The organism is Clostridium sp. SM-530-WT-3G, assembly GCF_012843905.1.
Classification (GTDB): domain Bacteria; phylum Bacillota; class Clostridia; order Clostridiales; family Clostridiaceae; genus Clostridium.
This window is the reverse complement of record NZ_JABAGC010000030.1, coordinates 1-15,104: the sequence shown is the minus strand read 5'-3', so window position 1 is coordinate 15,104 and position 15,104 is coordinate 1. Positions and strand designations below refer to the sequence as shown.

General features: G+C 29.4%; 14 protein-coding genes. 12 read left to right on the top strand and 2 right to left on the bottom strand.

Annotation, left to right across the window (positions count from 1 at the left end; all coding sequences use genetic code 11):
* Positions 1-29 precede the first annotated feature (29 nt).
* Positions 30-1,178 carry an L-threonine dehydrogenase gene (yiaY, locus tag HF850_RS10950; RefSeq protein WP_169105480.1) on the bottom strand — a complete coding sequence of 383 codons (1,149 nt, stop codon included), beginning with the start codon at positions 1,176-1,178 and terminating at the stop codon, positions 30-32.
* Positions 1,179-1,594: 416 nt separating this feature from the next.
* Between yiaY and HF850_RS10945 the strand changes: the two genes are divergently transcribed.
* The gene (locus tag HF850_RS10945) at positions 1,595-2,446 is read left to right on the top strand and encodes an AraC family transcriptional regulator (protein WP_169105479.1); all 852 of its coding nucleotides are present in this window, start codon (positions 1,595-1,597) and stop codon (positions 2,444-2,446) included.
* Between the two features lie 81 nt (positions 2,447-2,527).
* Here HF850_RS10945 and HF850_RS10940 read toward each other — a convergent pair whose 3' ends face one another.
* Positions 2,528-3,205: a Crp/Fnr family transcriptional regulator gene (locus HF850_RS10940; RefSeq protein WP_169105478.1), complete on the bottom strand. Its 678-nt coding sequence runs from the start codon at positions 3,203-3,205 to the stop codon at positions 2,528-2,530.
* Positions 3,206-3,489: 284 nt separating this feature from the next.
* On the opposite strand from HF850_RS10940, the gene HF850_RS10935 reads away from it, so the two are divergent.
* The 11 genes from HF850_RS10935 to HF850_RS10885 all read left to right on the top strand — a co-directional run bounded on the left by HF850_RS10935 (position 3,490) and on the right by HF850_RS10885 (position 15,010).
* Entirely contained in the window at positions 3,490-4,677 is a 1,188-nt protein-coding gene (locus HF850_RS10935) for a flavodoxin domain-containing protein (RefSeq protein WP_169105477.1), read from the top strand.
* A gap of 70 nt (positions 4,678-4,747) precedes the next feature.
* Complete coding sequence (gene rd, locus HF850_RS10930; protein ID WP_169105476.1) at positions 4,748-4,909, top strand: rubredoxin; 162 nt, start codon at positions 4,748-4,750, stop codon at positions 4,907-4,909.
* 723 nt (positions 4,910-5,632) lie between these two features.
* Positions 5,633-7,885, top strand: coding sequence for a formate C-acetyltransferase (gene pflB, locus HF850_RS10925; protein ID WP_169105475.1), 2,253 nt, complete (start codon positions 5,633-5,635; stop codon positions 7,883-7,885).
* Positions 7,851-8,645, top strand: a complete 795-nt coding sequence (gene pflA / locus HF850_RS10920) for a pyruvate formate-lyase-activating protein (RefSeq protein WP_169105474.1) — start codon at positions 7,851-7,853, stop codon at positions 8,643-8,645. The genes pflB and pflA overlap by 35 nt, the downstream gene beginning before the upstream one ends.
* 421 nt (positions 8,646-9,066) lie before the next feature.
* On the top strand, positions 9,067-9,612 hold the full coding sequence (locus tag HF850_RS10915; RefSeq protein WP_169105473.1) for a nitroreductase family protein: 546 nt from the start codon (positions 9,067-9,069) through the stop codon (positions 9,610-9,612).
* 321 nt (positions 9,613-9,933) lie between these two features.
* The gene (locus HF850_RS15850) at positions 9,934-10,284 is read left to right on the top strand and encodes an endo-1,4-beta-xylanase (protein WP_243159472.1); all 351 of its coding nucleotides are present in this window, start codon (positions 9,934-9,936) and stop codon (positions 10,282-10,284) included.
* Positions 10,239-11,450, top strand: a complete 1,212-nt coding sequence (locus tag HF850_RS16160; RefSeq protein ID WP_347564430.1) for an endo-1,4-beta-xylanase — start codon at positions 10,239-10,241, stop codon at positions 11,448-11,450. The genes HF850_RS15850 and HF850_RS16160 overlap by 46 nt, the downstream gene beginning before the upstream one ends.
* A gap of 160 nt (positions 11,451-11,610) precedes the next feature.
* Positions 11,611-12,378, top strand: a complete 768-nt coding sequence (locus HF850_RS10900) for a SagB/ThcOx family dehydrogenase (RefSeq protein ID WP_169105472.1) — start codon at positions 11,611-11,613, stop codon at positions 12,376-12,378.
* A 272-nt stretch (positions 12,379-12,650) separates the two neighbouring features.
* A complete protein-coding gene (locus HF850_RS10895; protein WP_169105471.1) occupies positions 12,651-13,475 on the top strand; it encodes a nitroreductase family protein in 825 nt (274 codons plus the stop codon).
* A gap of 297 nt (positions 13,476-13,772) precedes the next feature.
* Complete coding sequence (locus HF850_RS10890; protein WP_169105470.1) at positions 13,773-14,387, top strand: GDSL-type esterase/lipase family protein; 615 nt, start codon at positions 13,773-13,775, stop codon at positions 14,385-14,387.
* A gap of 104 nt (positions 14,388-14,491) precedes the next feature.
* Entirely contained in the window at positions 14,492-15,010 is a 519-nt protein-coding gene (locus HF850_RS10885; protein ID WP_169105469.1) for an alpha/beta fold hydrolase, read from the top strand.
* Positions 15,011-15,104 lie beyond the last annotated feature (94 nt).

The following is a 15,104-nucleotide window of genomic DNA, read 5'->3' as shown; positions in this document are numbered from 1 at the left end:
CTATATATTTATTGTTAAATTAAGCTATATTACATTGCTGATCTTAAAATAGCAATTATTTCTTCTTTTGAACCTTGTCTTGGGTTTGTAGTACCACAAGCATCTTTTAAAGCATTTGTAGCTAATGTATCAAAATCACTTTCTTTTACGCCAAGTTCTTCTAATCCAGAAGGTATATTTACGTTTTTAGATAAAGTTCTTATAGCTTCTATAGCTACATTAGCTGCTTCAATATCAGACATTTCTTTAACGTCTAATTCCATAGCTAAAGCTACATCTTTTAATCTGTCAGCAGCAACTTCCATGTTGTATTTTTGAACGTGAGGAAGAAGTACTGCATTACATACACCATGAGGTAAGTTATAGAATCCACCTAATTGGTGTGCTATAGCATGAACATATCCTAAGTTAGCATTATTAAATGCCATTCCTGCTAAATATTCAGCATAAGCCATTGCTTCTCTTGCTTCTTCGTTGCTTCCATCAGCAACTGCTGTTTCTAAATTATTCATTATTAAAGAAATCGCTTTTACTGCACATGCATCAGTTGCAGGTGTTGCTGCTGTAGAAACATAAGCTTCAACTGCATGTGTTAAGGCATCCATACCTGTAGCAGCTGTTAATCCTTTTGGCATTCCCATCATTAAAACTGGATCATTTATAGCCATTATTGGGTTTACGTTTTTATCAACTATAGCCATTTTTACGTGTCTTTCTTCATCTGTAATTATTGCAAATACAGTTAATTCACTTCCAGTACCAGCAGTTGTATTTACAGTTACAAGTGGAAGACATGGTTTTGTAGATTTATCTACTCCTTCATAATCATTGATTTTTCCACCGTTGCTTGCAAGAAGAGCAATTCCTTTTGCACAGTCATGAGCTGAACCTCCACCAAATGATATTACGAAATCACAATCGAATTCTTCTAATATTCTTAATCCTTCATTAACAGATGTTACTGTTGGATTTGGTTTTACTCCATCATATATAGCATAATTTAAATCATTATTTTCTAAAACGCTAGTTAAATTGTTAACTAATCCTGTTTCAATAAGCATTTTATCAGTTACGATTAATGCTTTATTTAGTCCTAAAGCCTTTAATTGTGGGCCTGCATCATGTAAGCATCCTTTACCTATTAAACTTAATGGTGGCATAAAAAATTTACTACTCATATATAATTCCTCCTAAGTTTTGCCGCGTTGGTTTTAAAAACCTTACAGGCATATAATACAGTTATGTTAAAAAAATAACTAATTCATTTTTGAAAAAAAGTAGACTTAATTTCAATATGGAATAAAAAAATGTGATATTTACATTAAATATTGATTATAAATTCACGAAAATATTTGGTTGTATTTAAAAAACATTGTATAATTAATAACGAAAATTATATAAAATGCTGTTTTTGAAGAAAAAGAATAAAAAGAGTATTAGAATTTAAATTTATTTGAAGGGGTATGTAGATATTTTGATTATATTATAGGTATTAAAGTAGAGACTTATTTGTAATTAATCTTAATTTGAGATTTAAGAAGAGGATGTTCATACAACTAAATAGAATTTTATCATTTGTGAGGAAACAATAGTTATGAAAGAATTTGAAGCATTATCTAAAGAAATAGTAAATGGAGTAGAAACGGATTTAGTTAAATTAATATATTATAATTATAAGAGAAATGATAAAGATATTTATACTACCCATGAATGTAATAGATTATGTAGAGTTTTACAAGGTGAAAAGAAAATTGCTGTTAATAATGAAAAAAAATTAATATATTCAGATAATGAATTTGTGCTACTAAAACCAAATTCTAAGGTTGAAGTTGTAACAGAAAATCCAACTAAAGCACTCGTACTTGAAATTTCTAATGATCTTTTATCATATGTAAATAATAGAGTAAAATATGATTTTAGAGAAAATATAGATTCAGATTTACAAAATAATTCTACATTTAAAAATATTAGTGTAAAGAACTTAATGGATGATGTAATAAATATAGCTATTAGTAATGAAAAGAATAAAGAGTTTTTAATAGATTTGAGAGCTCAAGAAATTACATATGAATTATTTAAACATAAAATATTCAGTGATTTTAATAAGCTTAATTCCAATAATATAATAAGACAGTCAATTGATATTATGAATAGTAATATTTTAAATGATATAAGTATAAGTGACATATCATATTCATTAGGAATGTCCCTTACTAACTTTTCGACTATTTTTAAAAAGGCAACTGGGATATCTCCAAATAAGTATTTTACAAATCTCAAGCTGAAGAAGGCAAAGGAAATGCTCGGTTATCAAAGTGTTACTGAAGTAGCATTTTCTCTTGGATACGATAATATATCATATTTTATAAATATTTTTAAAAGAAATTTTGGCATAACACCTAAGCAATATAGTTTAAATTTAATCAATAAGTCACAAATAGGATAAATTCTTATTTGTGATTTATTGATTAAATTTAGTATGATAGTTTTGCATATTTACAAAAACAAAATTTAAAAATCATTACATTTATAAAATAAGTTTAATTGATTTTCCCTCAACCTCAATTAAATTTTCACTTTGCATTTTACTAAGTTCTCTCGAAAGAGCACTTCTATTTACACCTAAAAATTCTGCAAAGGCGGTTTTAGAAAAAGGAATATTAAAATAACCATTTTCATCAGGCTTTAAACTACTAAAATAAATATGAAGCCTGTCTCTAAGACCTTTTTGACTTAGAATTCTAACTTTTAAATTTAAAAATAGATTCTGTGATGATAAATCTTGAATTAAATTAATTGTTAATTGGTGATGATATTTTGAATTAACACTGTTATCACCAAATAGCTTACTAAAGTCAAGAAAAAGAATACAGCAGTCTGTTAATGCACGAAGCTGAATAGGACTATTTTTTGCTTTTAAACATGCTAATGATTCTCCAAACAGGCACCCTTTAGTAATATGATTAATATTTATCTTGTTGAAGTGTTCACTTAAAAATGAACTTTCTAGTATCCCATTTAAAACTATTCCAGAATATAAAACTGAATCTTCAAGATGAAGAACAAACTCATCCTTTTTAAAGAATTTAATCTTTGCATTAAGAAATTCTAATAAATCTTTGTAAGAAGATTCAGGGATAGAACGGAATAAAGAACTCGTCCTTAAAATTTCTTCGTATTGTTTAAATGTATCTAACTCACTCATGATATTATCCTTTCTTATGTCGAATTTTGCGTTTTTTGATAAATATTTTGAATAAAATAAATAATAGCAAGAAAATGTTGCTGAAGCAACAGAAAAAAAGTGGAATAAATCATAAGATAAGTGTGAAAGAGATGATACGAACAATTAAGTATTAAGGATTATAAGTTTTTTATAATAGTTTAATATTTAAATAAAGAGATATTTAATATAGTTTTATTTAAGTATTTAAGATTAAAAAAATGTTAAATTTTTGTTAACAGAGTTAAGAACGGGGGATAAATCACATGAGAAAACATGTAAAAGGCAACGTAAGCTGGGTAGGCTATTTAGACTGGGAATTAGAAAAATTCCATGGAGATGACTTTTCAATTAAAAATGGTTCAAGCCAAAATGCTTACTTAATAGAAGAAGAAAAGACAGTATTAATAGATACAGTTTGGCTTCCTCATCAATTTGAATTTGTAGAAAACTTAAAAAAGGAAATTGATTTAAATAAGATTGATTTCATAGTTGCAAATCATGGAGAATGTGACCACTCAGGTTCTCTTGTAGCTTTAATGGAAGAAATACCAAATACTCCAATTTACTGCACAGCGAATGCTGTAAAGAGTATTGAAGGGCAATACGGAAAAAGAGGTTGGGACTTCCATGTTGTAAAAACAGGCGATTCTATTGATATAGGAAATGGTAAAAAGTTAATCTTCGTTGAAATGAGAATGCTTCACTGGCCAGATTCTATGGCAACTTACATGACAGGAGATAATATATTATTCTCAAATGATGCATTCGGACAACATTTTGCAGTAGAAGAATTATTTAATGATAAAGCAGATCAATGTTTATTAAAGAAAGAAGCAATGAAATATTTTGCAAATATATTAAATCCATTTGCACCACTTGTTACAAATAAGTTAAAAGAAGTTGCAGGATTAAATATTCCAATAGACATGATTGCACCTTCACACGGAGCTATTTGGAGAGAAAATCCAGGTCAAATTTTAGAAATGTATAGTAAATGGGCTGATAAATATCAAGAAAATCAAGTTACTATTGCTTATGACACAATGTGGAATGGAACTGAAAAGATAGCTCATAGAATTGCAGATGAAGTTCACAGACAAAGCCCTGATACTGTAGCAAAAGTATTTAATATTGCAAAAGCAGATAAGAATGAAGTTATGACAGAAATATTCAAATCAAAAGCTATTGCAGTTGGTTCACCAACAGTAAGTAACAGTATTCTTTCAAGCGTTGCTGGATGGATGGAATTTTTAAAACAATTAAAGTTTAAGAATAAAAAAGCAGCTGCATTTGGATGCTATGGATGGAGTGGAGAATCTGTAAAAGTTCTTCAAGAAATGCTTGCTAAAGCAGGATTTGAAGTAATAGATGAAAATGTTAGATCTCTTTGGAATCCAGATGAAAGTGATTTTGACTTAATTCCAGGACTTGTAACAGAACTTCTTAAATAAATAATTAATTAATAATGCTAAATAAAAATTTATATAAATAAAATTACGAACAATAAAGGAGAATATAAAAATGGATAAATATGTATGCGACACATGTGGTTATATCTATGACCCAGCAGTAGGAGACCCAGACGGAGGAATTGCGCCAGGAACAGCTTTTGAAGATATTCCAGAAGATTGGGTATGCCCAGTTTGCGGAGTAAGCAAAGATATGTTCAGTAAACTTGATTAGTTTTAATAAAATCTAATTTAAATAATTATTATAATGTAATAGAGAAAAGGAATATTTTAAGTAGAAAATGCTTTCAATATTCCTTTTCTTTATTTTTTATTACTATTTTTAATTGATATAGGATTATGTTATTTTATTAATTTTGTATGCAGAATTAATAATATGAATTTTTTGAAAAAAATTATATAAAATATAAAAAAATATAATTAAAGTAAATATTGACAAAAAAACTAAAATGAGATAATATTCAACTGATAATATTTTTATGGATATTTATTATATGATTTTGTGAAATGCTGGTAAAAATACATGAGTCAGATTAGGAAGTAAGTTCACTCATCGCGTCTCTTTTTTAAGTGATCTTATAATATTAATTATTTGTTTTCTGTAGTCTGTAATTAAATTCGTTAGTATGTTTTTTGTGAAGTTTAATAGTTTTAGTTTCTAAACAAAATACAATTCAGCATTTCATAAAATATATAATTCAGATTGTTAAAAAATATACTTATTTATAAATAGTTATCCTACTGTATAAAGTATATGGTTTTAAATGATTAATTAAAAAGTAATTCTGCAAATAATCAAATATATAAAATATTTAGCGTTCGTAAATGTTTTATATATTTGATGAGGAAAATTTAATTTAGCTTATACCCAATTAATAATATAAATTGTAAAAATACATGTATACAAGTATACATAGTATACAAGGAGGAATTAATAATGTTAGAAAAAGAACAATGGTCTGGCTTTGAAGGAAGACTATGGAAAGAAGAAATCAATGTAAGAGACTTCATCCAAAAGAACTATAAACCATATGATGGTGATGAAAGCTTCCTTGCAGATCCAACAGATGCAACAAATAAGCTTTGGGGTAGATTACAAGAATTACAAAAAGAAGAAAGAGCTAAAGGCGGAGTACTTGACATGGAAACAGAAGTTGTTTCTGGTCTTACAGCTTATGGTCCTGGGTATATTGATGAATCATTAAAAGATCTTGAACAAATCGTAGGTCTTCAAACAGACAAGCCTCTTAAGAGAGCATTCATGCCATACGGTGGTATAAAGATGGCTGAACAATCTTGTGAAAACTATGGATATACACCAAATCCAGAATTACACAAGATATTTACTGAATATCATAAAACACATAACCAAGGAGTATTCGATGCTTACACACCTGAAATGAGAGCAGCTCGTAGCAGTCATATCATCACAGGTCTTCCAGATACTTATGGACGTGGACGTATCGTAGGTGACTACAGAAGAGTTGCTCTTTATGGTATAGATTACCTTATAGAAGCAAAAGAACATGATAAAGCTAACTGTGGTGACGGAACTATGACAGAAGATGTTATCCGTTTAAGAGAAGAAATCACAGATCAAATTAATGCTCTTAAAGACATGAAGAAAATGGCTGAAAGCTATGGATTTGATATATCAGAGCCAGCTAAAAATGCTAAAGAAGCAGTTCAATGGTTATACTTTGGTTACTTAGCAGCTATCAAAACTCAAAATGGTGCAGCTATGTCAATAGGACGTGTATCTACATTCCTTGATATCTATATCCAAAGAGATTTAGAAAACGGAGTAATCACTGAATCTGAAGCTCAAGAATTAATCGACCATTTAACAATCAAATGCAGAATGGTTAAATTTGCAAGAATAACTTCTTACAATGAATTATTCTCAGGAGATCCATCATGGGTTACTATCGGATTAGCTGGTATTGGTGTTGATGGACGTCACATGGTAACAAAGAACGATTACCGTTTCTTACACACATTAGAAAACATGGGACCATCACCAGAACCAAACTTAACTGTATTCTATTCTTCAGCACTTCCAGAAAACTTCAAGAAGTATGCTGCTAAGATTTCAGTAGATACAAGCTCAATCCAATACGAAAATGATGACGTTATGAAACCAGTATGGGGAGATGACTATTCAATCTGCTGCTGTGTATCTGCAACACAAACTGGTAAGGAAATGCAATTCTTCGGAGCTAGAGCTAACCTTGCTAAGTGTTTATTATATGCTATCAATGGTGGGGTAGATGAAAAATCAGGTAAGCAAGTAGGACCTGAATACAAAGGAATTACTTCAGAATACTTAGACTACGATGAAGTAATCGCTAAATATGAACAAATGAGTGACTGGTTAGCTGGTCTTTACGTAAATGTATTAAACTTAATCCAATACATGCACGATAAATACTACTATGAAGCAGCAGAAATGGCTCTTATCGATACAGATGTAAGAAGAACATTTGCTACTGGTATAGCTGGATTCTCTCACGTAATAGATTCACTTTCAGCAATCAAATATGCTAAAGTTAAGACTATCAGAGATGAAAGAGGTCTAGTAGTAGACTACGAAATCGAAGGAGATTTCCCTAAATACGGTAATGATGATGATAGAGCAGACGAAATTGGTGTATATGTTCTTAACTCATTCCTTGAAAAAATCAAGAAGAGACACACATACAGAAATTCTGAACCAACTACATCAATCCTTACTATTACTTCAAACGTAGTATATGGTAAGTACACTGGTAACATGCCAGATGGAAGAAGAGCTTGGACTCCACTTTCACCAGGAGCAAGCCCATCTTACGGAGCAGAACAAAACGGATTACTTGCTTCATTAAACTCTGTAGCTAAGTTACCATACGAATGGGCATTAGATGGTATTTCAAATACACAAACTATTAACCCAACTGCTTTAGGAAACAATAAAGAAGAACAAGTAGACAAGCTAGTTCAAGTACTAGATGGTTACTTTGATCAAGGACCACATCACTTAAACGTAAATGTATTTGGTGTTGAAAAATTAAAAGATGCTATGGAACATCCAGAAAAAGAAGAATATGCAAACTTCACTATCCGTGTATCAGGTTACGCAGTTAAGTTCATCGACTTAACAAGAGAACAACAATTAGATGTTATCTCAAGAACTTGTCATGAAAGAATCTAATTCTGATAAAATAATTGGAAGAGTTCATTCAATAGAGAGTTTTGGATCTGTTGATGGACCAGGAGTCCGCTTTATAGTTTTCTTAAAGGGCTGTCATATGAGATGCCAGTTCTGCCATAATCCGGACACTTGGGAAATGAAAGATGGACAGCTAAAAACTGCTGATGAGTTATTAGCTCAAGCCTTAAGATACAAAACTTATTGGAAAAAGGGGGGCGGCATCACTGTAAGTGGTGGTGAGCCTCTTCTTCAAATAGATTTCTTAATAGAATTCTTTACAAAAGCTAAAGCCAAAGGTATTCATACTACACTTGATACTTCAGGAAATCCTTTTACAAGAGAAGAACCTTTCTTTAGTAAATTTAATGAACTCATGAAGGTAACTGATCTTGTAATGCTTGATATAAAGCAGATAAATGAAGAAAAGCATAAAATACTTACTGGATGGAGTAATTCAAATATTCTTGATATGGCTAAATATTTATCAGAAATCAATAAGCCTATATGGATTCGTCATGTGCTAGTCCCAGGTGGAAGTGATAATGATGAAAATCTAATAGAACTTGATAAATTTATAAAAACTTTAAACAATGTAGACCGTGTAGAAGTGCTTCCATATCATACACTTGGAACATTTAAGTGGGAAGAACTTGGCAAAGAGTATCCTTTAAAGGATGTGCAACCTCCTACTAAGGAAAGAATAGAAAATGCCAATAATTTTCTTCATACAAGTGAATATACTGGATATTTATCAAGATAGTTCATATTAATAGAATATAATAAAAAACTAACGCCAACAAAATAATGTTGACGTTAGTTTTTTTTAGTTAACAAACTTTCTTTAGTTAACTGTTCATTGTTAACTAATAACTGAAAGTTAATAGGTATCCTTTCTGATACTGGTATCATAAAATATCATACTTGTTTTTTGTTTCCCTATAAGAGATAATAACACAGTAGTAGAAAGTAAACAATTTTTTAAATTTAAAGGAGAAACTGTTACTTACGAAATATAATAGAGAATAGTTCATATAATTTAATATTTTTGGTGATTGGTTAAGGATTATATACTAATAAAAACACTTATAATAATGTCAGTACTTGTTGAGTAAGTTGATAGGATATATAATTATATTGAGGGAAAAATAATTACAAAAGATAAAGAAAGAAGGTTTTTTTACATGGACGCAATTGATATGATAAAAGAAAGAAGAAGTATAAGAAAATTTAAAGATGAAAAAGTAGATAGAGAAACTATGAAAGAAATCATTGATATAGCTAGATGGGCTCCATCATGGGTAAATTACCAAATAGCTAGATATACATTAATTGATGATGAAGAAACTATTCAAAAATTAGCTAATGATGCTGTTAAAGGTTTCGTATATAACATGGATACATTAAAGAATGCAAAAGGTGTTGCAGTATTAAGCTTTGTAAAAGGTAAAAGTGGTAAACTAGAACAATATGGTATTGAAAGTTCAGCAAATAACACTTGGGAAGTATTTGATGCTGGTATAGCTTGCCAAACATTCTGTTTAGCTGCATATGCTAAAGGTATTGGAACTTGCATAATGGGAGTAATTAATGAAGAATCAATTGCTAAAATTATAAACTTACCAGAAGAAGAAACAGTAGCTGCTCTTATTGTTTATGGTTACCCAGATGAAGCACCACAATCAAAGAGAAAAAGTGCTGATGAAATAATGCGTTTCCTTGATAAATAGGTTAATATTTAGAACATTAAAATATTATTAGGAATTATAAAAAATAGATTGTCCAGGAGGATAGTCTATTTTTATTTAATTATTTATATTTAAGTGAAGCCAAAGAAGATAAAAAATAAGAGTTTAATATATTTTTTTGTATAGTTTATGGAAATATATTACAATTATAAAGTAAAATGGAAAATAGTAATGCTGATATATAAATTTATCAGGCTTATTCAGGGAATTCTTAACAATTTATATTAAATTGTAGTTTGATTAATTAATTATATTTGATTAATTAATTATATTTATACATTTATTTATTAAGGGGGAAACAAAGTGAAAAAAGTATTAAGTCTTGCAATGTCTGCAGTCATGGCTGTTTCATTAGTGTTTACAGCAGGAATATCCAAGGCGAATGCAGCATCTATTCCAAGTAATGCAAATTTAGTGAACACCTATGGAAATGTAATTCCTAAGGTTGGGACAGCATGTGTATCTGATGAAATTCTAAATCCCAATATTCTTCAGTATGCAAAAAAAGAATACAACAGTATGGCTGTTGGTAATGAAATGAAACCAGATTATATTTTAAGAGCATGGTCACCTAAAATTATATCTGTAAATGAAGCAAGAGCAAAAGGATATTATATTCCAGAAAATTATCCAGAAAGACAGTTCCAGATTTAGATTTTTCAACTGTTGATAAGATTTTAAAAACTTGTCATGATAATGGATTAGCATTACGTGCACATACTCTTGTGTGGCATTCTCAAACTCCAGACTGGTTCTTTAGAACTGGATATAATAAAAATGCAGGTTATGTAAATGCAAGTGTAATGAACAAGAGAATGGAATTCTTCATCAAATCTTATATGGGACATGTATGCTCAAGCCAATATTCAGATATTGTGTATGCATGGGATGTTGTCAATGAATTTTTACATGCGAAAAATTCAGGATGGCAATATATTTATGGAAATCCTAGTACAAGAGCTCAGTTTGTAAAAGATGCATTTAATTATGCTTATGATACTTTAGAATATTTCAAAATGACTGATAAAGTAAAATTATTCTACAATGACTACAACACATACATGGAAGTTAATGAAATAATTGATTTAATTAACTTTATAAATTCAGGAAGAAAAGTATGTGCAGGAATTGGTATGCAATCTCACTTGTCTACTGATTTTCCAACTGTAGCAAACTATAAATCTACTATAGCAGCATTTAGAAAAGCAGGATTTGAAATTCAAATAACTGAATTAGATTTAGAATGTAAAGATGAAAATGTACAAGCGCAATATTACTATGATTTAATGAAAGCTATCTTAGAAGAAAAGAAAGCAGGTGCAAAAATAACTGCTCTTGTATGGTGGGGATTATGTGATAATAATTCATGGCGTAAAGATGAAAAGCCACTTTTATATTCAAACTTTAACCAAAAGAAAAAAGCTTATGATGCAGTATTACAAGCATACTATGATGTAATGGGTTCATCATCACAACCACAAAATCCAGCACCTAAATATCCAATACAAAATGATTCTAATGTATCTGTAAAAGATGGATGGTACTATATTAAAAATGTTAATGCACAAAAATATCTTCAAGTTACAAATAATACAGGAATAGCTGGGCAAAACATTGAAATTGGAACAGGTACTGGAGTTCAAGGACAAAAATGGTATGTTAAGAATCTAGGTAATGGATATATAACATTACAAAGCGGTTTAGGTAACTTTATGATTGATATTGCTAATGGTCAGAATTCAGATGGAACTAATGTATGTCAATGGAGCTACGGTGGATATGCAAATCAACAATGGATATTTGAACCAGTAGGTATATAGTAAATTAAAAATGTAATATGGTTTAACTAAAAGATAGATGATTTTGAAAAAAGATTATCTATCTTTTTATAATGTAGATTTTACTTGTTTTTTTTGAGATAATGGTAGTGAAAAGGTATGTATACTATATCTATTTACACATAACAAAGGAGAAAGCGTAATGAAGAAGAGATACGAAAAAGAAAGAAACTTTCTAAAATCTAATTTCAGCGAATTTAAAAAGATTAAAACTGATAAAATGAAGGGAAAACCTGAACCTGAAAGAGTTAAATCTTATGAATTAAATTCAATAATAATTGACCTTCCTGCTGTAAGCAAAAATGTTTTAAAAAAACCAAATATTTTTGATTGTATAAAGGACAGAAGAAGTACTAGATTTTATAGTGAAGAACCAGTAAGCCTTGAAGAATTATCATATCTTTTATGGGCAACACAAGGAATAATTGGAACAAGTAAGTTAGGATTAACTTATAGAACTGTTCCATGTAGTGGAGCAACTCATACATTTGAGACTTATTTGTTTATAAACAATGTTGAAGGTTTGGAAAGAGGAGTATATAGATATCTTCCAGTGGAGCATAAGCTATTATTTATGGAGGCAATGGAAGATGTTGCTGAAAGACTAGATGCAATTACTTTAGAACAACCTTTTGTACCTAATTTTGCTAGAAAAGCAGCAGTTACTTTTGCATGGAGTACAACACCTTATAGATCTGAATGGAAATTTGATATTACAGCTCATAAGAAAATATTAATAGATGTAGGACATGTATGTCAGAACCTTTACCTTGCAGGTGAATCAGTAGATATAGGAGTATGTGCAATTGGTATATATGATCAAAAGCCTGTAGATGAGATGTTACAATTAGATGGAGAAGAGGAATTTGTAATATATCTTGCTGCTATTGGTAAGAAGAGAAAAGAATAAATTTAGTTATCTTATAAAAAATAAGAAAATATTTATTATAAAATGCTGTCATTGCTTTATAATAAATGTTTGTTCAGTATAATAATAACCCTATGACAAACTTGTTATAGGATTAAAGTTAGTGTCATTCACAATAATTTAGTTTACAATATTTAGGGATGAATTCCTGAAATATGAGCATTGAAATATTTCTTAATAGTACTATAATTATTAGAGTGTTGTTGAGAATAAATAATATTTATTTATAACTTTAAACAAAGGAGAAAATTGAAATGATAGTAAATACTGATAAATGTATTGGATGTACTTTATGTACGCAAGACTGTATAGTAAGCGATATAGAAATGGTTAATGGAAAAGCTCATATAAAAAATGAAGCATGTATAGGATGTGGCCACTGTATTGCAATTTGTCCAGCTGGCGCAGTATCTTGTGATGATGAAAAAGAATACTCAATGGACGAAGTTATGGAATATAACAAAGAAGATTTCGATATAGCCCCAGAAAGATTAATGAACTTCATGAAGTTTAGAAGAAGTGTAAGATTATTTAAAAAAGATGAAGTAGAAGAAGAAAAAATACAAAAGATTCTTGAAGCGGGTAAGTATAGCCAAACTGGAAGCAATATGCAAGCTGTTTCTTATGTTGTTGTGAAAGATAAAATGCAAGAACTTAGAAAGATGGTTTTGGAAACTTTAAATTCAGTTGCAGATGTAGTTATGAATAAAGAAGGTGTTCCACAAGCATATATTGTATATGCAAAGATGTGGAAGAAGATGTACACAGACTTCTTAGAAAATCCAGATGGTGAAGATAGATTATTCTTTAAAGCACCTTTAATGATAGTAGTAAAGGCAGATAGAGTTATAAATGGAGCTTTAGCTGCATCAAAAATGGAACTTATGATAGATGCTTTAGGTCTTGGAACATTCTTTAGTGGATTCTTAGAAAGAGCTTTAGCTGATAATCCTAAGATAGGTGAGTTATTACAAATAAAAGAAGGGGAACAATTCGTTGCTTGTATGCTTGTTGGTTACCCAAGAGTTAAATACAAGAGAACTGTACCAAGAAAAGAAATAAACGTAGTAAGAATGTAATTATTTTTTAAAATAAAATTTGTATAATTGAATACTATAAGATAAACCATATATCATGTTTTTATAACTTAGATATATGATTTTTTATATTTCAATTTTTCAGTATTATATAATGAAAGAATTAAAATAAACATAAAGGTAAGTAAGTGTCTATAAAAAAATATATTTAGGTAAAATTATCCATAATTAATTTGTATTTTCTATAGGGAGTTTGATAAAATATAATATAATATGAAAACAATATCATGATAGAGGTGATATTAGTTTATAATGCTAATGGTTCAAGGGAGGATTAATATGAAAATTTTATGTATTGGTGATAGTAACACATGGGGATATAATCCTGCAGATGGCTCACGTCAAAAGAAAAGGTGGACAAAGATTTTGCAAAGTTTATGTCCAGATGATGAAATAATTGAGGAAGGATTAAATGGAAGGACAGTTATTTCAATAGACCCCCAAAAAAGAGAGCTTTGTGGTATTGAAAGTTTAAAGATGCTATTAATGAGCCATAAGCCTATAGATTTAGTTATTATAATGCTTGGAACAAATGAGTTGAAAACAACTTTTAGCTGTCGTGCTGGATATATAGCAAATGGAATAAGCGAATATATTAAAATTATCAAAAATCCTTATATATGGGAAGGTTTTAATGTTCCTAATATACTTATTATATCACCTATATTACTTGGCGAAAACATAGCAGAAAAGCAAGGGGTATATGGAGATTTTAATGAAAATAGCTTTATCCAATCAAAGTATCTAGGAAAAGCAATAGAAGATGTATGCAGACGTTATGATGTAGGGTTTATGAATGCAGCAGATTATGCAGTGCCTTCAGAAATAGATGATATTCATATGAATGAAGAAAATCATAAAAAATTAGCTGAGGCTATTTTTTATTATATTTAAAGTTGAAATTTTTAAAGAAATTATAATATTTTTATAAAATATATTATGAAACATATCTGTAGATGTATTTGTTTAAAATTATTAGATGAAAATGGGGATAAAATATGGACATTGAATTACAAAGAGATGGTATTACTTTAAGAGGAAAACTAGAAAGAGCTAGTAATGAAAAAGGACCTATAGCTATTATATTTCATGGATTTTTAGCAGATTTAGGATATACAGAAGATTCATTATATAGCAAGATAGCTACAAGAATTTTAAAAGAGAATATATCTGTAATAAGATTTGATTTTAATGGCCATGGAAAAAGTGATGGTAAATTAGTTGATATGGATATTTTAAATGAACTTGAGGATGCTATGGCAATTTTAAATTATGTTAGAAAACTTGATTTTATAACAGATATATATGTTGTAGGTCATTCACAAGGTGGAGTTGTAGGAGGAATGCTTGCAGGGTATTATCCAGATGTAATTAGTAAATTAGCTTTATTAGCACCTGCAGCTACTCTAAAGGATGATGCATTAATGGGAATAGTCATGGGAACAAAGTACGATACTAATCATATTCCTGAGACTGTTAGTATCAATGATACTCCATTTACTATTGGAGGCTTTTAACTGTTAAAAATAATCTGTAAAAATATATAAAAATATATTTCTATTTATGATATAATCTTATTGAGGTGATAAGTTGTGAAATATTACTCAATAG